The sequence below is a fragment of the Microbispora sp. H10830 genome (genome assembly GCF_014161375.1).
GTDB lineage: Bacteria > Actinomycetota > Actinomycetes > Streptosporangiales > Streptosporangiaceae > Microbispora > Microbispora catharanthi.
On record NZ_JABBWX010000006.1, the window covers coordinates 420,850 to 446,293 of the forward strand.

Annotated in this window: 17 protein-coding genes and 2 tRNA genes; 16 read left to right on the plus strand and 3 right to left on the minus strand. The window is 72.1% G+C overall.

Going from position 1 to position 25,444, the window contains the following annotated elements; genetic code table 11:
- Nucleotides 1–114: 114 nt before the first annotated feature.
- The 15 genes from HHX35_RS18715 to HHX35_RS18785 all read left to right on the plus strand — a co-directional run bounded on the left by HHX35_RS18715 (nt 115) and on the right by HHX35_RS18785 (nt 19,955).
- Complete coding sequence (locus HHX35_RS18715; RefSeq protein ID WP_310739164.1) at nt 115–3,081, plus strand: UPF0182 family protein; 2,967 nt, start codon at nt 115–117, stop codon at nt 3,079–3,081.
- Between the two features lie 83 nt (nt 3,082–3,164).
- Nucleotides 3,165–3,241, plus strand: a tRNA-Met gene (locus HHX35_RS18720).
- 202 nt (nt 3,242–3,443) lie between these two features.
- A tRNA-Met gene (locus HHX35_RS18725) sits at nt 3,444–3,520 on the plus strand.
- A 117-nt stretch (nt 3,521–3,637) separates the two neighbouring features.
- Nucleotides 3,638–5,179: a CdaR family transcriptional regulator gene (locus tag HHX35_RS18730; RefSeq protein WP_182900048.1), complete on the plus strand. Its 1,542-nt coding sequence runs from the start codon at nt 3,638–3,640 to the stop codon at nt 5,177–5,179.
- 116 nt (nt 5,180–5,295) lie between these two features.
- Nucleotides 5,296–6,549, plus strand: a complete 1,254-nt coding sequence (locus HHX35_RS18735; RefSeq protein WP_182900049.1) for an FAD-binding oxidoreductase — start codon at nt 5,296–5,298, stop codon at nt 6,547–6,549.
- A 113-nt stretch (nt 6,550–6,662) separates the two neighbouring features.
- A complete protein-coding gene (locus HHX35_RS18740; RefSeq protein ID WP_310739165.1) occupies nt 6,663–7,745 on the plus strand; it encodes a DUF917 domain-containing protein in 1,083 nt (360 codons plus the stop codon).
- Between the two features lie 76 nt (nt 7,746–7,821).
- Nucleotides 7,822–9,369: a hydantoinase/oxoprolinase family protein gene (locus tag HHX35_RS18745; protein ID WP_182900050.1), complete on the plus strand. Its 1,548-nt coding sequence runs from the start codon at nt 7,822–7,824 to the stop codon at nt 9,367–9,369.
- A 17-nt stretch (nt 9,370–9,386) separates the two neighbouring features.
- Nucleotides 9,387–11,021, plus strand: a complete 1,635-nt coding sequence (locus HHX35_RS18750; RefSeq protein WP_182900051.1) for an ABC transporter substrate-binding protein — start codon at nt 9,387–9,389, stop codon at nt 11,019–11,021.
- Between the two features lie 2 nt (nt 11,022–11,023).
- Entirely contained in the window at nt 11,024–12,040 is a 1,017-nt protein-coding gene (locus tag HHX35_RS18755; protein WP_139579232.1) for an ABC transporter permease, read from the plus strand.
- Nucleotides 12,037–12,894 (plus strand): ABC transporter permease, encoded by an 858-nt coding sequence (locus HHX35_RS18760; RefSeq protein ID WP_182900052.1) that lies wholly within the window; start codon nt 12,037–12,039, stop codon nt 12,892–12,894. Before HHX35_RS18755 ends, HHX35_RS18760 begins: the two co-directional genes overlap by 4 nt.
- Entirely contained in the window at nt 12,891–13,703 is an 813-nt protein-coding gene (locus HHX35_RS18765; protein WP_182900053.1) for an ABC transporter ATP-binding protein, read from the plus strand. Before HHX35_RS18760 ends, HHX35_RS18765 begins: the two co-directional genes overlap by 4 nt.
- Nucleotides 13,700–14,683, plus strand: a complete 984-nt coding sequence (locus HHX35_RS18770; RefSeq protein WP_182900054.1) for an ABC transporter ATP-binding protein — start codon at nt 13,700–13,702, stop codon at nt 14,681–14,683. Before HHX35_RS18765 ends, HHX35_RS18770 begins: the two co-directional genes overlap by 4 nt.
- Entirely contained in the window at nt 14,667–16,193 is a 1,527-nt protein-coding gene (locus tag HHX35_RS44635) for a helix-turn-helix domain-containing protein (protein ID WP_182900055.1), read from the plus strand. Before HHX35_RS18770 ends, HHX35_RS44635 begins: the two co-directional genes overlap by 17 nt.
- Before the next feature lie 43 nt (nt 16,194–16,236).
- A complete protein-coding gene (locus HHX35_RS18780) occupies nt 16,237–18,249 on the plus strand; it encodes a hydantoinase/oxoprolinase family protein (RefSeq protein ID WP_182900056.1) in 2,013 nt (670 codons plus the stop codon).
- Nucleotides 18,246–19,955: a hydantoinase B/oxoprolinase family protein gene (locus HHX35_RS18785; protein WP_182900057.1), complete on the plus strand. Its 1,710-nt coding sequence runs from the start codon at nt 18,246–18,248 to the stop codon at nt 19,953–19,955. The genes HHX35_RS18780 and HHX35_RS18785 overlap by 4 nt, the downstream gene beginning before the upstream one ends.
- A gap of 24 nt (nt 19,956–19,979) precedes the next feature.
- On the opposite strand, the gene HHX35_RS18790 is transcribed toward HHX35_RS18785, so the two are convergent.
- Both HHX35_RS18790 and HHX35_RS18795 read right to left on the minus strand, forming a co-directional pair.
- Nucleotides 19,980–20,351 (minus strand): DUF742 domain-containing protein, encoded by a 372-nt coding sequence (locus HHX35_RS18790; protein WP_239109313.1) that lies wholly within the window; start codon nt 20,349–20,351, stop codon nt 19,980–19,982.
- Complete coding sequence (locus HHX35_RS18795) at nt 20,348–22,357, minus strand: nitrate- and nitrite sensing domain-containing protein (RefSeq protein ID WP_182900058.1); 2,010 nt, start codon at nt 22,355–22,357, stop codon at nt 20,348–20,350. Before HHX35_RS18795 ends, HHX35_RS18790 begins: the two co-directional genes overlap by 4 nt.
- A gap of 175 nt (nt 22,358–22,532) precedes the next feature.
- Here HHX35_RS18795 and HHX35_RS18800 point away from each other — a divergent pair, with 175 nt between their 5' ends.
- Nucleotides 22,533–24,128, plus strand: coding sequence for an ABC transporter substrate-binding protein (locus tag HHX35_RS18800; RefSeq protein WP_182900059.1), 1,596 nt, complete (start codon nt 22,533–22,535; stop codon nt 24,126–24,128).
- Between the two features lie 5 nt (nt 24,129–24,133).
- On the opposite strand, the gene HHX35_RS18805 is transcribed toward HHX35_RS18800, so the two are convergent.
- Nucleotides 24,134–24,529: a hypothetical protein gene (locus HHX35_RS18805; protein WP_220505565.1), complete on the minus strand. Its 396-nt coding sequence runs from the start codon at nt 24,527–24,529 to the stop codon at nt 24,134–24,136.
- Nucleotides 24,530–25,444: the final 915 nt, after the last annotated feature.

The following is a 25,444-nucleotide window of genomic DNA, read 5'->3' on the forward strand; positions in this document are numbered from 1 at the left end:
GGTCGCAGTGTAGGTTTCCAAGCACGGACCGTTGCCCTCTGACAATCATGGCCCTGCCAATCTGAGACAAGGGGTTGAGCGTTGAGCTTCCGGAGCCCCGGAGCCGGACGGGCGGTGCGCTTGCCCCGACGGCCGCGCCTTCTGATACCCGTGCTGATCGCCGTCGTGGCGATCGTCGTATTACTGCTGATCTTCTCGGGGATCTACACCGACTACCTCTGGTACGACTCGGTGAACTTCTCCTCGGTGTTCTCCACGATGCTGCTCACCCAGGTGGTGCTGTTCATCGTGGGCGCCGCCCTGATGATCGCCGTCGTGGGCGGCAACATGGTGCTCGCGCACCGCACCCGCCCGATGTTCGGGCCGGGGATGTTCGGGGCGCCGCAGGGCGCCGACCGCTACCGCGTCGCGCTCGACCCGCACCGGCGGCTGGTCTTCCTGGTCGGCATGGGCGTCCTCGCCCTGTTCACGGGCTCGTCCACGGCGGGGCTGTGGAGGACCTGGCTGCAGTTCGTGAACCGCACGCCCTTCAACGAGAAGGACGCGCAGTTCGGCCTCGACCTGTCGTTCTTCGTGTTCACGATTCCGTTCCTGCGGATGCTGCTGAACTTCCTGTTCACGGCCGTGGTGCTGTCGATCATCGCGGCCACGGTCGTGCACTACCTGTACGGCGGGTTCCGCATCTCCTCGCCCGGCGGGGTGCACGCCACCCGGGCCGCCCGGGCGCACCTGTCGGTGCTGCTCGGCGTGTTCGTCCTGCTCAAGGCCGCGGCCTACTGGCTCGACAGGTACAGCCTGGTCTTCTCCGACCGCGGCAAGGTCTTCGGCGCGTCGTACACCGACGTGCACGCGGTGCTCCCGGCCAAGGGGATCCTCGCGGTCATCTCCCTCATCTGCGCGCTGATCTTCTTCGCCGGCGTCATCAGGCCGGGCGGGATGTTCCCGGGCGTGGCGTTCGGGCTGCTCGTGCTGTCGGCCGTCCTGATCGGCACCGTGTATCCCTCGCTGGTCGAGCAGTTCCAGGTCAAGCCGAACCAGCAGAGCAAGGAGCAGGCGTACATCCAGCGCAACATCGACGCGACTCGAAAAGCCTACGGAGTCGACACGGCGAAGGTCACGGAGTACAGCGCCAAGACCGACACCGACGCCTCCGTGCTGCAGACCGAGGCGTCGGCCATCCCCGGCATGCGCCTGCTCGACCCCAGCCTGCTGTCGCCGACGTTCCAGCAGAAGCAGCAGATCAAGGGCTATTACCAGTTCCCCGAGCAGCTCGACATCGACAGGTATCCCGTCGACGGCAAGCCGCGCGACACGGTGGTGGCGGTGCGCGAGATCGGCCGCCCGCCGGACGGGCAGCGCAACTGGATCAACGACCACCTGGTCTACACGCACGGTTTCGGCTTCGTCGCCGCGCCCGGCAACAAGGTGGACAGCAGCGGCCTGCCGGAGTTCAGCGAGCGCGACATCCCGCCGGTCGGCGACCTCGGCGACTACGAGCCCCGCGTCTACTTCGGCGAGAACTCGCCCGACTACTCGATCGTCGGCGGTCCCAAGTCCGGCAAGAAGATCGAGCTCGACTACCCGCAGCAGGGACAGGCGGGCGCCGACCAGCAGAACAACACCGGCCAGGTCAACAGCACCTACGAGGGCAAGGGCGGCGTCTCGATCGGGAACTTCTTCCGCCGCCTGCTCTACGCGGTGAAGTACGGCGAGACCAACCTGCTGCTGAACTCGAACATCAACGCCGAGTCGCGCATCCTCTACAACCGCGAGCCGGTGGAGCGCATCCAGCAGGTCGCGCCGTTCCTCACGCTGGACCGCGACCCGTACCCGGCCGTGGTGGACGGGCGGATCGTGTGGATCGTCGACGCGTACACGACCTCCGACTCCTACCCCTACTCCGAGCGCAAGAGCCTGGAGTCGCTGACCACCGACGTGCAGTCGAGCCGCCTCGGCGTGCCGCAGGTGCCCAGGGACGAGGTCAACTACATCCGCAACTCGGTCAAGGCGACCGTGGACGCCTACGACGGCACGGTGACCCTGTACGCCTGGGACGAGTCCGACCCGGTGCTGAAGACCTGGGAGAAGGCCTTCGGCGGGGTCGTCAAGCCGGCGTCGCAGATCAGTCCGGCGCTGCGCGCCCACCTGCGCTACCCGGCCGACCTTTTCAAGGCCCAGCGGGAGATCCTCACCTCCTACCACGTCACCGACGCCAACGCGTTCTTCGGCGGCCAGGACTTCTGGAAGGTCCCCGAGGATCCGGCGACCGGGAAGAGCAAGCAGCCGCCGTACTACGTGACGATGAAGATGCCGGGCAGCGAGACCGAGCGCTTCTCGCTGACGACCACGTTCGTGCCCAACCAGAGGCAGAACATGGCGGCGTTCATGGCGGTCGACGCGACGGCCGCCACGCCGAACCCGCCACTGGAGATCCTCCAGTTGCCGAGCACGACCGCGATCCAGGGTCCGCCACAGGCGCAGAACCTGTTCGAGTCGAACACCACGGTGTCGACCGAGCTCAACCTGCTGCGCGGCGGTGGCACCGACGTGCTGTACGGCAACCTGCTCACGCTGCCGTTCGGCAACGGCCTGCTGTACGTCGAGCCCGTCTACATCCAGCCGCGCGCGGAGACCTCGGGCAAGTATCCGACCCTCCGCCGGGTGCTCGTGCTGTACGGCGAGAAGGTCGGCTTCGGCCCCACGCTCAGCAACGCGCTGGAGCAGGTGTTCGGCGGCACCGTGGCCACGCCGCCGGAGCAGACACCCGACCAGACGGCGAACCAGCCACCCGGTCAGGTCACTCCGCCGGAGAACTCCTCGGCGCTGACGTCGGCGCTCGGCCGGGCCCAGCGGGCGTACGACGATTCGCAGAAGGCGCTGTCGTCGAACCCGCCCGACTGGAAGGCGTACGGCGACGCGCAGACCGCGCTGAAGAAGGCGCTGGACGACCTGGCCAAGCTCAAGGGCGGGACGCCCGCCTCGACGGCGTCTCCCGCTCCGAGCGCGAGTGTGAGCGCCAGTCCGAGTGCGAGCGGGAGTCCACCGGCCGGTGCGACTCCCAGCCCCGCACCGAGCGGCTGAGCCCTTCCGGAGCCCCGCGTCCCCACGGGCGCGGGGCTCCGGTTTGCCTCCCGCGCGATACCGGGATAGTCTCGTAGAGCCGACGCGGGGTGGAGCAGCTCGGTAGCTCGCTGGGCTCATAACCCAGAGGTCGCAGGTTCAAATCCTGTCCCCGCTACCAAGTGTCAGAGGCCCGGTCTCCGGAAACGGAGGCCGGGCCTCTGGTCGTTTACCGGTCACCCCGTCGTCGACGAATACGATCACGGGCGCCGCGAGGTCGCGGTCTCCTCCTCCCTCGCCTCCGGCTGGAGGTGCGAACTCGCCTGACACCACAAACGATTTGGCACTTGTCCACGGCGCCCGGTAAGCTTCAAACACAACGACGCGGGGTGGAGCAGTTCGGTAGCTCGCTGGGCTCATAACCCAGAGGTCGCAGGTTCAAATCCTGTCCCCGCTACCAAGAGTCGAAGGCCCGGCCTCCGGAAACGGAGACCGGGCCTTCGGCCTTCCACGGGTCTGATCCAGTCCAGTGCGGTCCGATATGGGCACAGCCGTCGGCCTCGGGCGGGAGTAGCGCATGATCACGTTGGATCGCCTGGTCAACGTGCTGGGCGCGTACGGCGTACGGCTGTGCGGGCGGCCCGAGAGGCGCTCGGCGCGGCTGCGCAGCGTGGCGATGCCGGACGCCACCGACGGCCGGGTCACCGGTGACGTGCTCGTGGCCGTGGGAGCCGGGTCGGTGACCGAGGCGGTGCGATGGGCGGTCGCGGCCCAGGCAAAGGTGGTCCTGGTGCGGGCGGGTGCCGAGACCGCGCGCGAGGCGGCCGTGTCCGGCGAGAGCAACGACGTGGCCGTGATGCTCGTCGACCCCGCCGTCTCGTGGAGCCACCTTGTCGGAGTGGTCTACGGACTGGTGCTGGAAGGGCGGGAGACCGAGTCGGGGCGGGGGCCCACGGACCTGTTCGCGCTGGCCGACAGCCTGGCGGACGCCGTCGGCGGCGCCGTGACCATCGAGGACCCGCTCTCGCGGGTGCTCGCGTACTCCCGCTCGCAGCAGGCGGGCGACCCGGCTCGCCTGGAGACGATCCTGGTGCGGCAGGTTCCTGAGCGGCTGCGGGAGATGTTCCGGGCCCGGGGGGTGTTCGCCCGCCTGGCGGCGACGGACGAGCCGATCTTCGTCGAGCCGGACCCGTCGCACGGCATGACCGGGCGGATGGTGGTGGCGGTGCGGGCCGGGCGGGAGCTGCTCGGGTCGGTGTGGGTGACGTGCGGCAGTCCCCTGACCGGGACGCGGCACACCGCGCTGGCGAACGGCGCGCGCACCGTGGCGTTGCACCTGCTGCGCTCCCGGGCGAGCGCGGACCTGGAACGGCAGGTCGAGTCCGACCTGGTCGTCCGGCTGCTGGAGGGCACCGCCGACGCCGCGACCGTGGTCAGCCGCCTGGGACTGGCCGCGCGGGAGACGCGGGTCGTCGCGGTCCGCACGCACACCTCCGAGGAGCCGCACGCCATGCTCCTGCTGGCCTTCGAGCGGGCCACCACCGGTTTCGGCTGGTCCAGGCCCGGGAGGAGCACGCTGCTCGGCGACACGCTCTACACGATCCTGCCGGACGCGGGGGCGGCGGCGGCACGGGAATGGGTGGCCGCGCTGGGGGCGGGGCTGCCGCCGCGGGTGCGCGTCGCGGCCGGCATCGGCGCGGCGGCCCAGGCGGCGGAGCTGCCGGCGAGCCGCCGGGAGGCGGAGGAGTGCCTGGCGCTGCACGAGAGGGAGACCTCCCACGCCGTGCCCGCCGGCGGGCCGCCCGCGTACGACGAGTCCTGGGACGACATCCTGCTGCACCGGTTGCGCGCCGCGGCGCGGGCGGGCCGCGTGCCCGCACGTGGACCGGTGAGCGCGCTGCGCCGGCACGACGCGCTCCACGACACCCACTATGTGGCGACGTTACGGGCGTGGCTGGAGGCCCAGGGCGACCTCATGGCCGCCGCCGGACGGCTCGGCGTGCACGCCAACACGGTCCGCAACCGCCTGCGCAGGATGAGTGAAGTGACCCCGCTGAATCTGGACGACCCGCGCAAGCGCCTCGCCATGGTCATCACTCTGGCGGCCGAGGACGAATAGGCGGTTGTCCGAAACCCACAACAAGGGCGCCGTGATTGTGCGCCCGCTACAACGGTGCGCGGCGCCGCGCGGGCGATGCTGGCCGGGCAAGCAGTCGCCTGGTGTGGAGGTGGGGCATGTCCGAGCGCGTTGACGACTGGCCGCGGTCGGTCATCGTGGTGGGCGCGGGGATCGTGGGCCTGTCCACCGCGTGGTTCCTGCAGGAACGCGGTGCGGAGGTCACCGTGGTCGACCGCCGGGGCGTGGCGGCCGGCGCGTCCTGGGGCAACGCGGGCTGGATCGCGCCCGGCCTGGCCATCCCGCTGAACGAGCCCTCCGTGCTGCGTTACGGCCTGCGCTCGCTGCTCAATCCGGCCGCGCCGCTGCACATCCCGGCGACCGTCGATCCCGGACTGTGGGCGTTCCTCACCCGTTTCGCCGCCAACTGCCGATGGTCGTCGTGGACCCGGGCCGTGCGCGCCAACCTGCCGCTCAACGACGAGTGCATCGAGGCGTACGAGGTGCTCGCCGCCAACGGCGTGGCCGCCCCCGTCGAGGACGCGCCGATCACCGCAGGCTTCCGGACGCCGCGCCAGGCCCAGGGCCTGCTTCACGAGCTGCGCAGGATGGCCGAGGCCGGGCAGCCGGTCGATCACACCGCGCTGGACGCACGGCGACTGGCCGAGGCCGTGCCGCTCGCCTCGGAGGCCTTGACCGCGGGCGTGCGGATCGACGGGCAGCGCTACATCGACCCCGGCCGCTTCGTCCACGCGCTGGGCGAGGCCGTCGTCGCCCGGGGCGCGACGATCGAGAAGCACGAGGTCGCCGACGTGCGCAGCGACGCCGGGAAGGTCGTCGTGGTGGCCAGGGACGGCGCCGTCCTGTCCGCCGACGCGGCGGTGCTGGCCACCGGTGCCTGGCTGTCCCGGCTGGCGGGCCGCTGGGGCGTACGCGTCCCCGTGCGGGCCGGCCGCGGCTACTCGTTCACCGTGCCGGTGGACCACCCCGTCCCCGGCCCGATCTACCTGCCGGACGTGCGGGTGGCGTGCACGCCCTACCAGGGCGGGCTGCGCGTCGCGGGCACGATGGAGTTCCGCGACCCGGACGCTCCGGCCGTCGAGGCCCGGCTGCGGGCGATCATCGCCTCGGCCCGCCCCCTGCTGCGGGGCGTGCGCTGGGAGGAACGCACCGACGTCTGGGTCGGCCCCCGGCCCGTCACGCCGGACGGGCGACCCCTGATCGGCGCGACCGACGCCCCGGGCGTCTACGTGGCCGGCGGGCACGGCATGTGGGGCCTGGCCCAGGGTCCGGCCACCGGACGGCTCCTCGCCGAGCAGATCACCACCGGCAAGCAGCCCGCCGCCCTGCGGGAGTTCGACCCGCTGCGCTGAGCCCGTTCAGCTGAGCCCGTTCAGTTGGGCGCCGCCTTGCGGGCCTTGTCGCGGGACGACAACAATCGCCCGATATGTGTCGCGCAGTGACATTGAGGCGGGACCGTCCGGTGGTGAAGGCTCCCCGCATGCAGGCCCGCATCACACTGGAGGACGTCGCCGCGCTGGCCCGCGGCTGCGCCGTGCTCGGCACCGGCGGCGGCGGGGACGTCCGCCCCGGCGCCATCGCCGCACGGCGCGCGATACGCGAGCACGGCGAGGTGCCGCTGGTCACCCTGGACGAGCTGCCCGATGACGCCCTCGTGCTGCCGCTGTCGGGAATCGGCGCCCCGACCGTCAGCAACGAGATGGTCCACGGCACGGACGAGCCGGTCAGGATCGCTGAGGAGATCGAGCGGATCTTCGGCCGGCCGCCCGCCGCGGTCATGTCCTCGGAGATCGGCGGCGGCAACGGCGTCGCCCCGGTGGCCTGGGCGGCCAGGCTCGGGCTGCCGCTGCTCGACGCCGACGCGATGGGCCGGGCCTTCCCCGAGGTCCAGATGGTCTCGATGTACGTGGCCGGGATCCCGGCCAACCTCGTGGTCATGACCGACGTCGTCGGCAACGTCGTGACGATCCGGCCGGTCGACGGCCTGTGGTCGGAGCAGATCGCGCGGGCCGTCTGCGTGGCGGCGGGGTCGAGCGCCCTGATGGCCGACTACGTGCTGACCGCGCGCGAGTGCGCGGGCGCGGTGATCGAGGGCACGGTGAGCCGGGCGATCGCGGTCGGCCGGGCGACCGAGGGCGCCGCCGACCCGCTGGCCGCCCTGACCGCGGAGCTCGGCGCCGTACGGCTGATCAACGGCAAGCTGGGCGACCTGGAGCGCAGGACCACCGGCGGGTTCGCCCGGGGCACGGCGACGATCGAGGGCACCGGCGACGACCGGGGCAGGACGCTGACCCTGGAGATCCAGAACGAGAACCTCGTCGCCGTCGAGGACGGCCGGGTCAGGGCCATGGTGCCCGACCTGATCACGGTGGTCGACAGCCAGACGGCGACGGCGATCCAGACCGAGGGGCTGCGGTACGGCCAGCGGGTGACCGTGCTCGCCTGGCCCTGCGACCCCCTGTGGCGTACGCAGAAGGGCCTGGAGACGGCGGGCCCGCGGGCGTTCGGCTACGACATGGACTACCTGCCGGTGGAGAAGATCGCATGAGCGAGCGAAGCGAGCGAATCAGTAGACACAGGGTGTTGTGCTCATGCGATTCCGAGCCGCAAGGCGAGGAGGTGGCATGAGTACCACGCTGCGGGTCGGCATCGACGTGGGCGGCACCAACACCGACGCGGTGGTGCTGGACGACGACGACCGGGTCCTCGCCACCGCCAAGCGGCCCACCAGCCCCGACGTGACCGAGGGACTGCGCGCCGCGCTCGACGCGGTCCTCGCCGAGCTGCCCGATCCGGGCCTGGAAACGCGTGTGAAGCGGGTGATGCTCGGCACCACCCACGCGACCAACGCCATCCTCGAGCGGCGCGCGCTCGGCAGGGTGGCCGTGCTGCGTCTCGGCGCCCCGGCGACCACCTCCGTGCCGCCGCTCAGCGAGTGGCCCGACGACCTGCGCGACACCGTCGCGGCGGGAACCGCGATCGTGCGGGGCGGGCACTTCGTCGACGGGCGCGAGATCGCGCCTCTCGACGTGGACGCGGTCAGGAAGTTCGTGGCCACCACGCCCGCCGACGCGGTCGCCGTCGCCGGTGTGTTCAGCCCGGCGAGCGCCGACCAGGAGAACCGGGTCGCCGAGATCATCCGCGCCGAGATCGGCGACGTGCCGGTGAGCCTCAGCCACGAGATCGGCTCGCTCGGCCTGCTGGAGCGCGAGAACGCGACCGTGCTCAACGCCGCCCTGTACGGCGTGGCCCGCGACGTCACCGCCGCGCTGCGCGAGGCCCTCGATGCGCGGGGCCTGGAGGTCGAGACGTACTTCGCGCAGAACGACGGCACGCTGATGGCCGTCGACTACGCGGCCCGCTACCCGGTGCTGACCATCGGCTCGGGGCCGGCCAACTCGCTGCGCGGCGCGGCGTACCTGTCGGGGGTGACGGACGCGATCGTGGCCGACGTCGGCGGCACCTCGACCGACCTCGGTGTGCTCGTGGGCGGCTTCCCCCGGGAGTCGGCCGCGGCGGTCGAGATCGGCGGGGTCACGACCAACTTCCGGATGCCCGACATCCTGTCCATCGCGCTCGGCGGCGGCACGATCGTCGGGGCGGAGCCGCGTTCTGTGGGCTACCGGATCGGCACGGAGGCGCTCGTCTTCGGCGGCTCCACCCCCACCATGACCGACGCCGCGGTGGCGGCCGGGCGGGGAACGGTGGGCACCCGTCCCGTCCCCGAGGAGTGGCACGAGCGGCTGGCCCGGGCCGTACGGGCGGCCGACGAGGCCGTCGCGGACGCGGTGGACCGGGTGGCGCTGGGTCGCGCCGACCGGCCGCTCGTGGCGGTCGGCGGCGGCGCGTTCCTGCTGGCCGATCAGGTGCCCGGGGCACGTGAGGTGATCCGCCCCGCGCACGCCGAGGTGGCCAACGCCGTGGGCGCGGCCATCGCCCTCGCCAGCGGCAGGCTCGAAACGATCGTGCCCGCTTCTGGAGGCGGGAGCTCCAGGGCTAGATTGATCGACAACGCCAAGGAGGAGGCGGCCGCGCGGGCCGTCGCCGCCGGGGCCGACCCCGCAACCGTTCAGATCGTCGAGCTCAGCGAGATCCCTCTCAGCTACCTTCCTGAGCCCGCGGTGCGCCTGCACGTCAAGGCCGCCGGCCCCCTCGCCCGGCAGGCCGGATAGGAAAGGAACTCCCTCACATGCGCTGGCACAAGCGTCTTCTCGCCGCGGGGGCCGTGGCCGCCGTGACCGTCACCGCCGCGGCCTGCTCGGGCGGGCAGGTTCGCGGCGCCGCCGACTCCACCCCGCAGCCCGGCTCCTCGGCGGGCTCGGCCGGAGGCACGGCCGACAGCACGTTCGTGTACGTCCCCAACCTGGACGTCGTCACCGACTGGGACCCCGCGAGCTCGTATTCCAACGAGAACATCGCGATGGAGAACATCTACGAGTCGCTGACCCGCTACAACCCGCAGACGAAGAAGGCCGAGCCGCGGCTGGCCGCCTCGTGGACCTCTTCGCCCGACGGCAAGAAGTGGACGTTCACGCTGCGCGACGGCGTGAAGTTCCACACCGGCAAGCCGGTGGACGCCGCCGCGGCCAAGGCCGCGATCGAGCGCACGATGAAGGAGGGGCAGGGCGCGGCCTACATCTGGGGCGCGGTCAAGAAGATCGAGGCCAAGGACGCCACGACGCTCGAGTTCACGCTCAAGTACCCCACGCCGCTCGACCTGGTCGCCTCGGCCGGCTACGCGTCGTACGTCTACGACACCACGGCCGCCTCCGGCGACCTCAAGAAGTGGTTCGGCGAGGGCCACGACGCGGGCTCCGGGCCGTACACGATCGAGAGCTGGCAGAAGGGCAAGGAGACCGAGCTCACGCTCAAGGCGTTCGACGGCTACTGGGGCGGCTGGGACGGCCAGCACTACAAGAAGATCGCCTATCGGGTCACGCCCGAGCTGACCACCGCCTGGCAGCTGCTGCAGCGCGGCGAGGTGTCGTTCGTGCAGCGGCTCAACTCGCAGCTGTTCGCCCAGGCGGGGAGCACGGACACGGTGCAGACCTCGCAGACGCCGTCGTTCCAGAACCTGCTCGTGCTGTTCAACACGGCCGACGGCCCGCTCAAGGACGTGAAGCTCCGCCAGGCCCTGCAGAAGGCGATCGACTACGACGGCCTCGTGGCGGCGATGAAGGGCTCGGGCGTGGCCGCCAGCGGCCTGGTCCCCGAGGGCCTGCTCGGCAACGTCCCCGGCATGACGCCCAAACAGGACCTCGCGGGCGCCGAGGCGCTGCTCAAGGAGGCCGGGTACGGCCCCGGCGGCAAGCAGCTCGACCTGACGCTGACCTACGCCCAGGGCGACGCCGACCAGGAGCTGCTGGTCACGCTGCTCTCCTCGGCGCTCGACAAGCTGAACGTGAAGCTTTCGGCCAAGCCGCTGCAGTGGACCACGCAGTGGGACCAGGGCAAGGCGAAGGACCCGTCGAAGCGCCAGGACATCTTCGTCATGTACTGGTTCCCCGACTACGCCGACGCCTACTCGTGGTTCGTCAACGTCTTCCACGGCGAGAAGGACGTGCAGTTCAACCTCTCCTACCTGAAGGACGCGGCGATCGACAAGGAGATCGACGGGCTGCCCGCGCTCACCGCGACCGACAAGGCCGCGGCCGAGAAGGCGTACGCCGACCTCCAGAACAAGATCATCGGCGAGCAGGCGGCGGTGGCCGTGCCGTACGTGCAGAACTACCAGCGGGCCTTCGCCAAGTCGGTCCAGGGGTACGTGGACAACCCGGCCTACCCCAACGTGGTGTTCGTCTACGACCTGAAGCCCGGCGCCTGATCATGCCGAGGTATCTGATCCGCCGGCTCGGCCAGGCCGTCCTGGTCGTGGCCGGCGTGATCGTCCTCACGTTCGCCGTCATGCGCCTGGTGCCCGGCGACCCGGCCGTGGCGTACGCCGGGCCGAAGGCGACGGCGGCCGAGCTCGCCGAGGCCCGGCGGCGGTTCGGCCTGGACGACCCGCTGCCGGTGCAGTTGTGGAACTACGTGCGCGACCTGCTGGGCGGTGACTGGGGGACCAGCCTGCACACCCGGCAGCCCGTGCGCGACGACCTCTTCCAGGCGTTCCCCGCCTCCCTGGAACTCGTGGGCGCGGCGCTGATCATCGCGCTGGTCGTGGGAATCCCGCTGGGGATCGCCGCCGCCCGCTACAAGGGCCGCCTGCCCGACCTGTCGGTGCGGCTGTCGTCGATGCTGGCCGTGTCGGTGCCGGTGTTCTGGCTGGCGCTGGCCCTGCAGACGGTCTTCGCCAGCGGGCTCGGCTGGTTCCCCGTCGCCGGGGAGTACGACGCGTCGCTCGACCGGACCAGCCCCCTGCACCTCTACACCAACATCACGGCCGTGGACGCGCTGATCACCGGCAACTGGCCGATCCTCACGAGCACGCTGTCGCACCTGGTGCTGCCCGCCCTGGTGATCGCGGCGTATCCGGCCGGGGTGGTGGCCCAGATGACCAGGGCCGCCCTCATCGAGGAGTCGTCGCGCGACCACGCCCGGCTGGAGCGCGCGCTCGGCTTCGGCGAGACCGCGGTGCTCACCCGGTTCGCACTGCGGCCCGCGCTGAACCCGGTGCTGTCGCTGATCGCGCTCGTCTTCGCGTACTCGATCGTGAACGGCTTCCTCGTGGAGGCCGTGTTCAACTGGCCGGGCCTCGGACGGTACGCCGCCGACTCGATCCGCTCGCTCGACACCCCCGCCATCGCCGGGGTCACGCTGCTGGTCGCCGTGCTGTACGTCGTCGCCAACCTCGCCGTGGACCTCCTCCAGGGCGTGGTCGATCCGAGGGTGAGGGCGCGATGACGGCTCCGGCCCTGACCGCGTTCCGCCGTACGCCGCTGCGGCGCCTGGCGGGGGTGGACCGCCTCGCGGTGGCGGGGGCCGTGCTGCTGGGCATCGTCGTGCTGGCGGCGCTGCTCGCGCCGTGGATCGCCCCCTACCCGGAGGACGGCGGCTCGGCCACACATCCCCTGGAGGCGCTGCTGCCGCCGAGCGGCGCCCACTGGTTCGGCACCGACCAGGTCGGCCGCGACGTGCTCAGCCGGGTCCTGTTCGGCGCCCGCACCTCGTTGCTGATCGCCGTCGCGGTGCTGGCCGTCAGCGGCGTCGCCGGCGTCGTCCTGGGAGTGGTCGCCGGGTACGCCGGCGGCTGGGCCCGCGACGTGATCATGCGGGTGACCGACGTCTTCCTCGCCTTCCCCGCGCTGCTGCTGTCGCTGGCGCTCGCCGTGGTGCTCCAGCCGAGCGTGACCACCGTGATCGTGGCGATCGCGGTCACCTGGTGGCCGTGGTACGCCCGGCTCACGGCGTCGGTCGCCGCGTCCGTGGCCACCCGGGGGTTCGTCGACTCCGCGCGCTGCCTGGGCGTGCCCGCCCCGCTCATCGTGCTGCGGCACGTGCTGCCGAACTCGCTCACGCCGGTGCTGGTCCAGCTGTCGCTGGACGGCGGCGGGGTCATCCTCACCGCCGCCGCGCTGTCGTACCTCGGGCTGGGCGCCCACGAGCCGACCTCGGAGTGGGGGCTGATGGTGCAGCAGGGTCAGTCGCTGTTCACCACCGACTGGTGGGTGGTGACCTTCCCCGGCCTCGCCATCCTGGTCACCGCGTTCTCGTTCAACGTGCTCGGCGAGGGACTGAGGGCGAGGCTGTCGCGATGACTTTGATCAGCGTGCAGGACCTCGTCGTGCGGATCGGCGACCGGGTGATCGCGTCGGTGCCCGAACTCGACGTGGCCGCGGGGGAGTGCGTGGCGATCGTCGGCGAGAGCGGATCGGGCAAGACGACCACCCTGCTCAGCACGCTCGGCCTCGTCCACGGCGCGGACGTCTCCGGCCGGATCACGGTCGGCGACGTGGACGTGCTCACGGCGAGCCCGGCGCGGCTGCGGGAGATCCGCGGCTCGCGGGCCGCCCTGGTGATGCAGAGCCCGCAGGCCGCGCTCAACCCCACCATGCGCCTGGGCACGCTCATGCGCCGCGCGCTCGCCCGGCACGGCGTTAAGGGCGCGGACGCGCGGGAGCGGGCCGAGGAGGGCGTCCGCGCGGTGCTGCTCGACCCGGAGATCCTGCGCCGCTACCCCCACCAGGTGTCCGGCGGCCAGGCCCAGCGGTTCGCCATCGCGCTGGCCCTCGCGCTCGGCGCGCAGGTCGTGCTGGCCGACGAGCCGACCAGCGCGCTGGACGTGACCGTGCAGGCCGAGGTGGTCGCGGTGCTGCGCCGGCTGCGTGACGAGCGCGGCCTCGCCGTGCTGCTGGTCTCCCACGACCTCGCGCTGGTCTCCACGATCGCCGACCGGGTCGTGGTGATGCGTGACGGCGCCGTGGTGGAGAGCGGACCCGCCGCCGAGGTGTTCGCCCGGCCGAGCGACCCCTACACCCGTGAGCTGATCGCCGCGGTGCCCGCACTACCAGAAGCGGTGCCCGCGTTACCCGAAGCTGCTGATCTCGACGAGGGGGAGGGCCCATGACGCTGCTCGCCGCCGAGGGGGTCACCCTCGCGTACGGCGCGACGGCGGTGGTCCACGACGTGAGCCTCGCCGTCGACGAGGGCGGGGTGGGCCTGATCGGGGAGAGCGGCTCGGGCAAGACCACGCTCGCCCGCGCCCTGCTCGGCCTCATGCGCCCCCGCTCCGGCGTCGTCCGTTACGGCACCGGCGACCTGGCCGGGCTCGGCAGGGCCGGCCGGGCCGAGTTCCGCCGGGCCGTGCAGCCGGTCTTCCAGGACGGCAGCGAGGCGCTCGACCCCCGCATGACGGCGGGGGCGTCGATCACCGAGGCCCTGACCACCCACCACCGCATGTCCGGGGCCGAGCGGCGGGACCGGGTCGCCGCGCTCCTCGCCGACGTGGGGCTCGACTCCGCGCTCGCCGCCCGCAGGCCGCACGAGATTTCCGGCGGCCAGCGGCAGCGGGTGGCCATCGCCCGCGCCCTGGCCGTGGAGCCGCGACTGCTGGTGCTCGACGAGCCCACCAGCGCGCTCGACGTCACCGTGCAGGCCAGGATCCTCGACCTGCTGGAGAGGCTGGCGGCCGAACACGGGCTCGGCTACCTGCTCATCACGCACAACCTCGGCGTCGTGGGGCGGCTGTGCCGTACGTCGTCGGTGCTGTTCGCCGGGCGGGTCGTCGAGTCCGGCCCCACCGGGGAACTGCTCACCCGGCCGGCCCACCCGTACACCCGGGCGCTGCGCGACGCGGTGCCGCGCCTGGGCGGCGAGCCGCCGCGCGCCGCCGGGCGGACAGAGGCGGCCGCGGCGGCGACGGGGTGCCCGTTCCGGCTGCGCTGCCCTCTCGCGGTGGACCGCTGCCGGGAGGAGACGCCGCAGGCGCGTGAGGTCGAGGGGCGTAAGGTGGCATGTCACCGTGCGGAGGAGGTGCTGCACACCCCGGGCTCCTCGGCTCCGCGCGTCCCCCACGGAGGTGAGACCCCCGATGCGCCGCGTCAGTGACCTGCTCAGGACGCCCGCGGGCCGCAGGCTGACGCTCGTCGCCGGGCCCTGGGACGCCCGGGAGGTCGGCAGCGTCGTCCTCGTCGACGAGATGCGCGAACTGGCCGCGGCGGCCCCCGGCGCGCTGGCGATCCTGTCCCGCCACGCCATGCGGTCGTGCGACGTGCTCGACGCGCTGCGCCTGGCCGGACGCGGCGGCCTGGCCGGGATCGTGCTGCCCGGCCCCTCGGGCACCACGCCGGAGACGGTGGAGCTGGCCAGGCGGGAGCGGGTCGCGCTGCTCGCCGGCGCCTCCGACCACTCGCTGTCGGACACCGTGCTCGGCCTCAGCGCGGCCGTACGCGCCGACCCCGGGCTGCTGCTGCGCCGTACGCGCGAGGCGATCGACGGCATCGGCGCGATGGAGGGCGCGGGCGAGGACGACATCCTGCGCGCGGCGTCCGCCTCTGTCGGGGTCGCGTACATGGTCGCCGACCTGGCCGACCCGGCGGCCAACGCGACCGTGATCCGGGTCGGCGGCCGGCCGGACGGCTACGTGTGCTGGGAGGGCGAGGACCCGGCGGCGGCGATCGTGGCCCAGGTCGTCGCGACCACGCTCGGCCGGGTGCGGGCGGCCGCGCGGGAGGCGGAGGCGGCTCGCGAGCGGGCGCTGCTGGCCCTGCTCGGCGCCAAGGACACCCGGACCGCCGCCCGCCGCGCCCGGCACGAGGGCGTGCCGGTGGACGGCTGGCACGTGGCGGTCTTCCTGCGCGACCCCGGCGGGGAGGCGGCCCCGGGGGCGGCCGATCCGGTGCTCCGCGAGGCGCGCGGGACCGCCGCCGCGCTGCCCGGCGCACTGGGACTCGGCGACGGGGGACTTCGCGACGGAAGACTTCGCGATGGGAGCCTCGGCGATACGGGCCTCGGCGGGACGGCCGAGCTGTCCGCGCCGCCGCTGGTCACCCGCTGGCAGGACGGCGTGCTCGTGCTCCTCACCGCCGACGAGCGGACGACTCTCGGCTCCGGCCTGCCGCACCCGCCGGTCGTGGGGGCAGGGGGCTTGGGGACAGGGGGCTTGGGGGCCGGGGTCGGCACCTGCCAGCCGGGACCTGACGGGCTGCGCCGCACGGCGTCGCAGGCGCGGGCGGCCGCCGCACGCGCCGCCGCCGGGGAGGTCGTCAGGTTCGACCGGCTCGGGGTCCACGCGCTCCTCGCGGAGTTGAGCGGCAGCGAGAGCGCGCTGGTGGCCGCCCGCGACATGCTCGCCCCGCTGGAACGCCTCGGGGCGCTCAGCGCCCACGCGGTGCCCACGCTGAAGGCCTACCTGGACAGCTGGGGATCCCGCACCAGGGCGGCCGAGCTGCTCAGCCTGCATCCCAACGCGGTGGCCCACCGGATCAGGCGCATCGCCGAGGCGCTCGACGCCGACCTGTCCGACCCGCAGACCCGCTTCGCGCTCCAGCTCGCCTGCCACGTGGTGCTCGACCACGACTGTCTCCCGGGGACAACAACGCCGATCTCGTCGTCGTGAGGACACATCGACGCGGCGCGCGGCCGCATCTACGTTGCCAGGCATGACAACGGTCATCGGAGTGGACGTCGGCGGCACCTTCACCGACCTCGTCCTGCACGACGCCGCGACCGGCGAGATCAGGGTCGCCAAACAGCCCACCACGCCGTCCGCGCCGGAACGCGGGGTCCTCGCCGCGGTCGACGCGGCGGTGCCGGCGGACCTGCTCGCGCGCTGCCGCCACTTCGTGCACGGCACCACCGTGGGCCTGAACGCGCTGCTCGAAAGGCGGGGCGCGACCGTCGGCCTGATCACCACGGCCGGGTTCCGCGACGTGCTGGAGATCCGCAGGGGCGACCGCGACGATCCCTACGACCTGTTCTGGACTCCGCCGCCGCCGCTCGTGCCGCGGCGGCTTCGTCTGGAGGTGACCGAGCGGGTGGCCGCCGACGGCTCGGTCGTACGCGACCTGGAGCCGGAGGACGTGCGGCGGGCCGCCGAGGCGTTCGCGGCCGAGGGCGTGGACGCCGTCGCGATCGTACTCGTCAACTCCTACGCCAACCCCGCGCACGAGGCACGGGCGGCCGAGCTGCTCAGGCAGGCCGGGTTCGCCGGGCCGGTCTCCCTGTCGCACGAGGTCTCGGGGGAGTATCGGGAGTACGAGCGCACCTGCACCACGGTCGTGGACGCCTTCGTCCGCCACCGCATGGGCCCCTACCTGCACAACCTCGACCGCGAGCTGCGGGCGAGGGGCTTCGCGGGCGAGCTGCTCGTGACCCGGTCCGGCGGCGGCGCACTGGCGCTGGCCGAGGCCGCGGCCCGGCCGTTCGAGACGATCCTGTCCGGCCCGGTGGCCGGGGCCGCCGCCACCGCCCGCCTGGCCGCCTCGCTCGGCCCCTCCCTCGGCATCGGCACGGCCGTCGCCGCCGACGTGGGCGGCACCAGCTTCGACACCGCGCTCATCGAGGACGGGCGGCTCCCGCTGCTCTACCAGGGCGAGGTCGTCGGCCTGCCGCTGCAGAGCCCCTGGGTGGACGTGCGGTCGGTGGGCGCCGGCGGCGGCTCCGTGGCGTACGCCGACGCGGGCGGCCTGCTGCGCGTCGGCCCGCGCAGCGCGGGCGCCGACCCCGGGCCCGCCTGCTACCAGCGCGGCGGGACCGAGCCCACGGTGACCGACGCCGCCCTGCACCTCGGCATGATCCCCCGCGGGCACATCTCCGGCGGCATCGAACTGTCCGAGGACGCGGCGGCCCGCGCGCTGGCGCCGCTCGCGGGCCCGACCGGCATCGACGGCGTGGACGCGGTCGCGGTGGGCGTGGTCAGGATCGCCGCCGCGCACATGGCCCAGGCCGTGCGCGGCGTGACGGTGGAGCGGGGCGTGGACCCGCGCGGCGCGGCCGTCGTCGCCTTCGGCGGCGCCGGGCCGGTGTTCGGCTGCCTGCTCGCCGACGAGCTCGACGTGGACACCGTGGTCGTGCCGCCCAACGCGGGCAACTTCTCCGCCGTCGGCCTGGTGCAGGCCGACATCGTGCGGTCGGCCGCCCGCACGATGGTGCGTCCTTTGGACGACGAGGCGCTGCCGCTGGTCGAGCGGGTGACGGAGACGCTGTTCGAGCGGCTCGCGCAGCCCGGAGCCGTACGCGAGGTGGACCTCGACCTGCGCCACCGGGGACAGGAGCACACGCTGACCATCCCGGTGCGGCTCGGGGAGGACGATCTGGCGGCGGTGTCCGCCCGGTTCTCCGAGGCGTACCACCGGTCCTTCGGCCACACCCTGCCCGACCCGCTGGAGATCGTCACCGTACGGGCCACCGGCAGGGTGGTCCTCGACGCGGACCGCCCGATGGTGCCGGCCCCGCCGTCCGGCGAGGGCGGGCGGGGGACGACGCGGCTGTGGTCGTTCCGCCGGGGCGCCTGGGCCGAGGCCCCGGTCGTACGGCGGGAGGACCTGGGCGGCGTGGCCGAGGGCCCGCTGCTGGTGGTGGAGCCGACCGCGACGACCTACGTGGACGCGGGCTTCGCGGTGGAGGCGCACGAGAGCGGCTGTCTCCTGATCACACGGAAGGACCGCCCATGACCATCGTCCGCACCCGATACGCGGAGGTCCACCCCGGGCTGGGCGACGGCGCCGATCCCGTCACCACCGAGATCATCCGGCAGGGCCTCAACGCGGCCGCCGACCAGATGAAGCAGTCGCTGATCCGCACCGCGTTCTCGCCGATCATCTACGAGGCGCTGGACTTCGCCGTCGCCTTCTACGACGCCGACATGTGCATGCTGGCGCAGGCCCCGACGCTGCCGGCGTTCATGGGCACCCTCGGCTTCTGCGTGCGGGAGGCCGTCGAGGGCGTCGGCGGTCCCGCCGCGCTCAGCCCCGGCGACGTGATCCTCTACAACGACCCGTACGGCACCGGCTCCCACCCCCAGGACGCCGCGATGGTGGTGCCGATCTTCCACGACGACACGCTGGTCGCGTACTCGGTCATCAAGGCCCACTGGCTCGACATCGGCGGCAAGGACCCCTACTGCACGGACACGGTCGACGTCCACCAGGAGGGCACGATCTTCCCCGGGGTCAAGCTGTACGACGCCGGGCGGCTGGTCAGCGACGTCTACCGGATGATCCTGGCCAACAGCCGGATGCCGGAGATGGTCATCGGGGACATCAACGCGATGGTGGCCGGGGCGCGGACCGGGGCGGAGGCCCTCGGCGCGCTGGTGCGGCGGCACGGCCTGGACACCTTCCGCCGCTGCGTCGCCCGCATGTACGCCCACGGAGAGGCGCTGGTGCGCGGCTGGTTCGAGCGCCTGCCCGACGGCGTCTACCAGGCGTCCAGCGTCATCGACTCCGACGGCGTGAACGGCACGCCGATCCCGTTCGGCGTCCGGGTCGTCGTGGACGGCTCGTCGGTGACCGTCGACCTGACCGACTGCCCCGACCAGGTCGGCGGGCCGGTCAACTGCCCGCTGCCGTCCACGGTGGCGGCCGTCCGGATCGCGGTGGCCTTCCTCGCCGGGGCCGGCGAGCAGCCCAACGAGGGCCACTTCCGCCCGCTGGAGCTGGTCACCCGGCTCGGCTCGCTGTTCCACCCCGTACGGCCGGCGCCCTGCTTCATGTACGGCATCCCCTCCGACCACGCCATCGAGCTGATCATCAGGGCGCTGGCCGAGGCCGTGCCCGAATCGGTGCCGGCCGCCAGCGGCGGGGACATCAACGCCCTGGTGTGGTGGGGCAACCGCGAGGCGACCGGCGAGCCGTGGGCCGACGGCGCGCCCCATCCGGTGGGCCAGGGCGCCTCACCGTCGGCCGACGGCGCGAGCGCGCTCATGTACATCTCGGAGTCGGCCACCCGCTTCACCCCCGCCGAGGTGTGGGAGGCGCGCAACCCCTGGCGGATCGAGCGGCTCGCCCTGGCCGAGGACTCCGGCGGACCCGGCCGCCACCGCGGCGGCCTGGGGCTCGACCTGTCCTTCCGCATCCTGGAGGACCAGTACCTCACCGCGGGCCTGGCCAGGACCGCGCTGGCGCCCTGGGGACTGGAGGGCGGCCTGCCCGGCCGGCCCAACCGGCTCACGGTGGAGTATCCCGACGGGCGCGCCGAGGACTTCTCGCTGAAGACGCGGATCTTCCTGCCCAAGGGCGCGGTCGTGCACCTGCGCACCGGCTCGGGCGGCGGGTACGGCCCGCCCGCCGAGCGCGACCCCGAGGCCGTGCGCGCCGACCTGCGGGAGGGCTACATCACCCCTGAGCACGCCGCACGGCACTACCCGCACGCGTTCTGATCCGGCGCTCTCGACCGAGGAGGGTCACAGCGCGCGAAGGCCGCTGATCACCTCGGTCAGGATGCCGGGGGTGGGGAAGCGCGCGACGTTGGCGGGTGGGCGCACCTGCACGAGACCCTGCTCGTGGAGGTCGCCCACCAGCACCCGTACGACGCCGAGCGGCAGGTCGATCGCCGCGGCGATGTCCGCCAGCGACGCCGGGCGGGCGCACAGGCTGAGGATCATCCACTGCTCGGGACCGAGGCTCACCGGCGTGGGCCCGCCGGTCGCGGTGACGATGGCGACGAGGTCGATCTCCTGGCTGGAGGGCCGCACGCGTCCGCGGGTCAGGGCGTAGGCCGGCACGATCGGCCCGGCCTCCTCGTCCAGCCACTGGTCCTGCATGCGTTCCGTCACTTTCGGTCCTCCTCGCCGGTGTTCTCGTTTTCCTGCGGCCCCCGTTGCAGCGAGGTGAGGATGATGTCCTCCGGGGTGACCTCTCCCGCGGCGAGACGGGCGAGATCGGGATCGTTGGGGCCAACCATGAGCACGGATGGGATCAGCACGATGGCGGTCGTTCCTCCGTAGGGCGAGGGCCGCAGGGTCACGCGGATGTCCCGCCGTGCGGCCAGGCGCGCGACGACGAACAGTCCCATGCGGTCGGTGTCCGCGATGTCGAACTCCGGCGGGTTGGCCAGACGCTCGTTCAGCTCGGCGAGCCGCTCCTTGGTCATACCGAGCCCGCGGTCCTCGATCTCGACCGCGAAGCCCATGCCGACGAGTTCGCCGCGCACCGACACGGTGGTGTGCGGCGGCGAGAAGATCGTGGCGTTCTCGATCAGTTCGGCGATGAGGTGGATGACGTCGGCCACCGCGGCGCCGTCGAGCCCGTGGTCCTCCATCGGCGGCACGTTCACCCGGGCGTAGTCCTCCACCTCGGCCGCGGCCCCGCGTACGACGTCGTACATCGGGACGGGCTTGCGCCAGGCACGGCCGGGGGCGTTGCCCGACAGGATGATCAGGCCCTCGGCGTGGCGGCGCATGCGGGTCGTCAGGTGGTCGAGCCGGAACAGCTCCTCCAGCATGTCCGGGTCGGTCGCGTGGCGCTGCATGCCGTGCAGCTGGGTCCGCTGCCGGTGCAGCAGCGTCTGGCTGCGTCGCGCCAGGTTGAGGAAGACCTGGCTGACACCCCGCTGCAGGCGGGCCTGCCCGATGGCGGCCTCCACCGCGGTCTCCTGCACGGTCGAGAAGGCCCGGCCCACGTCCTGGATCTCGGCGGTCCCGCCCGCGGTCTGCAGCGGGGGCGCCTCGGTGGCCAGGTCGACGTCGTCGCCGCGCTTGAGCTTGACCAGCACACCCGGCAGTCGCTTGTTCGCGAGGTCGAGCGCGGCCTGCCGCAGGTCGGCCAGCTCGCGGGCGAGGCGTCCGCCGACCCGCAGCGAGATCAGGATCGAGGCGATGACCGCGAGGAGGCCGAAGCCCCCGGCCAGCACGGCCCGCCGCAGGATCGAGTCGGCGATCGGCGCGGCGCGCTCGGCGAGCAGGGCCGCCGCCTGGGTCTGCGCCTTCTGGAACGAGTCGGCCAGGTCGTCGGAGGTCGACTGCCACACCCGCTGCGTACGCGTCGAGAGCCTGGGGGCCTCGATGATCTGCTCTTCCTGCAGCCGCAGCCGCTGGTAGAGCGGAGTGGTGATCAGGTTGACGTGGAGCTGCCGCAGGCCGGCGTCCAGCTCGGGCAGCGCCTGGTCGATGAGGAACCGGCGGTTGCCCACGAGCTGGGTGAACAGCTTGCGTTCCTCGTCGGTGAGGCCGGACGTGCCGGCGGCCGCCTCCAGCGCCTGCTCCCGGGTCAGCAGCTCCTTGGCGTACCCGAGCGAGATCACCACGCGCGACTGCTGGTAGATCGGGATGTCGTCGATCAGCGCCAGGCTGTAGTGCATGCGGTAGATGGAGTCGCTGACCAGGTTGTAGGTCTCGATGGCACGCAGCCGCTCGGAGACCCCCTCGTCGACCTCCGCCCGGATCTCGTCGACCTGGCTGAGTCCCGCAAGCATCTCGTCGACCTGCGTACGCATGGCCGGAGTGGTGGCCGAGCGGGAGGAGTCGGACAGGGCCAGCGTGCGGAGCGTGTCCCTGGCCCTGTCCGTCCGCTGGCGCTGCAGGACCATGGCGTCGCGGCCGGCCGTCCGGTGCGAACCGAGGAATCGGGCCGTGGTCAGGCGTTCGGCCTGCAGGTCGACGATGAGGGAGTCGGCGGGCCGCCGGAGCGTGGACCACAGCGTGTTGTATGTGCGCAGACTCAGGCTCTCGCCGATCGTGACGCCTGCGGTGACCGCCCACAGGGCGATCAGCGAGAAGAGCGGTACGAGCAGCAGGCCGATGAGCCGGGACCTGATCGGCCGGTCACGCCTGCGCGGACTCATGGCACCTCGCCCAGTGAGGGACAAGCCTCACATAAAACCTTTTTGCGACAGGGATAGAGACTAGCAGCGGGGTGGGTCGGATGAGAGCCCTGTGATCGATTAGCCGGAAATATCGTGTCTGATCGTGATCTTGCAGTAGCGTCGATCATGGTAGACACGGAAAGGACCCGCACGCATGCGCCGTTTACTCGTGCTGGGAGTGATGGCCGTGCTGGCCCTCGCGGGATGCGGCGGAGGTCAGGTCCCGGAGATCTCGGCCGCGAACCTTCCGTCGACGAAGGACTCGACCTTCGTCTATCTGTCCAATCTCGACATCGTCACCGACTGGGACCCCGCCAGCTCGTACTCCAACGAGATCATGGCGATGCAGAACATCTACGACTCGCTGACGACGTACAACCCCCGGACGCGCAGGGCCGCGCCGCGCCTGGCCGAGCGCTGGCAGGCCTCGTCCGACGGCAAGGTCTGGACGTTCACCCTGCGTTCAGGCATGACCTTCCACACCGGGCGGCCGGTGGACGGATCCGCGGTCAAGGCGTCCATCGAGCGCACCAAGCGGATGGGGGCCGGCGCGGCCTACATCTGGGACTCCGTCCAGCAGATCACGGTCAAGGACCCGCTCACCGTGGAGTTCCGGCTCAAGTACGCCGCCCCGCTCGACCTGATCGCCTCGTCCGACTACGCCGCGTACATCTACGACACCCAGGCGGCGGGCACGGGTGACCTCAAGAAGTGGTTCCAGGCCGGCCGGGACGCGGGCTCGGGGCCCTACACGGTGGCGAGCTGGAAGAAGGGCCGCGAGAAGGAACTGGTGCTGCGCGCCTTCGACGGCTACTGGGGCGGCTGGGAGGGCCCGCACTACCGGAACGCCGAGTTCCGCGTGACGCCCGACCTCGACAGGGCCTACCGGCTGCTGCTGCGCGGTGAGGCGAGCTACGTACGGCGGTTGAACCGGACCCTGTACCAGAAGGCTCGCACCACCGCCGGGGTGCGCACGCTGCAGGTGCCGTCGTTCCAGAACATGCTCGTGCTGTTCAACACCGCCTCGGGCCCGCTGGCGGACGTACGGCTGCGCAAGGCGGTGCAGAAGGCCGTCGACTACGACGGCCTGATCGCCGCGCTCAAGGGGGCGGGGGCGCCAGCCTCCGGTCTCGTCCCCGAGGGCCTGCTCGGGCACACGCCCGGCCTCACCCAGAAGCAGGACCCGGCCGGGGCCGCCGCGCTGCTGAACGAGGCGGGGTACGGCCCGGGCGGCAGGCCCCTGCGCCTGACACTGACGTACGCGCAGGGGGACGACGACGAGGAACTGCTCGTACGCAGGCTCAGGAGCGCGCTCGCCGAGCTGAACGTCCAGCTCGATGCGAAAGCGATGCAGTGGACCCAGCAGTGGGACCAGGGCAAGTCCGCCGACCCGGCCAAGCGCCAGGACATCCTCGTCATGTACTGGTGGCCCGACTACGCCGACGCGTACTCGTGGTTCCTCAACGTCTTCCACAGCGCGGAGCCGGTGTCCTTCAACCTCACCTACCTCAAGGACAGGGACGTCGACGCGAAGATCGACCGTCTGCCGTCACTGCTGACGAACGACCGTCCCGCCGCGGAGAGGGCGTACGCCGAACTCCAGAGGAAGCTCATCGAGGAGGAGGCCGTGGTGGCGGTGCCGTGGGTGTCCAACTATCAGCGGGCCTACCTGGGCAACGTCCAGGGGTACACCGACAACCCGGCCTACCCCAACGTCGTCTTCGTGCACGAGCTCATCCCCGGCGGCTGAGCCCCTCAGCCCCGCAGACTGCGGCTGACACCGCCGCAGAGGGGGGCGCGGGCGGCGCGGGACCGCCGGGGTCCCGCGGGCTCGTCTAGGTGGGCGAGCATGGACTGCGCGGCCGCGGCGTCCGACAAGATCCGCTGCGCCTGCTCACCGTCGGGAAGCTGCCCGTGCTCGGCCAGTTCGTGCTGGAGGAAGGTGAGCGGCACCGGGTGCCCGGCGCCGTCGGCCGCCACGGTGGCGCGAGCGGCGGTCAGCAGAGCCAGGTAGTGCGAGCGCAGGATCGCCTCGCGGGTTCGCAACTGCTCCAGGTCGTCGAGCAGTGAGTGCGCGAGCTCGAGCAACTCGCTCGGCCGCGGCGGCTCGGCGGTGATGTGGGCACGGATGTCGTCGAACTCCGACCGCATGATGATGGCCACCTCCAGCGACGAAAGTCCGGGCGGCCGGGTTGGCGCCGTACGGGGACTTCCGCATCGTCTTCGTAGCGCGGGGCGATTGCGAGCGGCTTGACGTTCGGTTGCGTGGGACAACGACGGCCACGTGGAGCCGTCGCGGAACGCGAGGACGACGGCCATGCGCGGCTGTCGTCCCTCACGTCGTGCCTCCCCGATCGTCCGTGCCGTGCAGGCTGATCGCCGCGGCGCTAAGTAGATGCCTGAGAGCCGGATCTGGTTGTCCCCGCTCGCTCGCCCGTTTTGCCGCGTACGGGAGACGGGGCACGCTCCCGGTCCCGACCTGCGGGAACAGCCGCCGCGGGCTGGTGTGTTGGACGACCGGACGCCCGGGCCGGGCCGGCCCCGGCGGGGAATAGCCCGAGCCGTGGGGGCGTTGTTCTCGAACCGGGTCATGGCGGTGCCGGACCCTGGTAATCTTGTGGTGTCGGCGCGGTTCGGCGCACTCCTCCACGATCACTTCGGTGGTTGTCTTGTGTGTGCGCGGGTTGATTGCCGGCGGCTCCTCTCGCTTTTCGATCTTCTTGGTTCGGTGGTTTTGCGCCGGGCTGAGGGTTCGGGTAAGTTAGAGGGGTTGCCCCGGAAACGGGGTGGTCGAATTCCTGTCGGTCGGCGGGTTTCGGGTCAAATAAGTCCCGGTGGGGCGGATTTGACACGGAAGAGCCGGTCGGGAAGAATTAAGAACAGCAAGACAAAAGAAAAACAAACGGTGAAACGCCCCGGAGCGTGGGACCTTCTTCAGAGGGTTTCGGGTGATGGTGGTCGCGTCCGTTTCTTGAGAACTCAACAGTGTGCTAAAAGCCAGTGCATGAATCATGCATGACCCCGTCAACCGGTGGTTTCATCGGTGACGGATTCCTTTGACGGCAT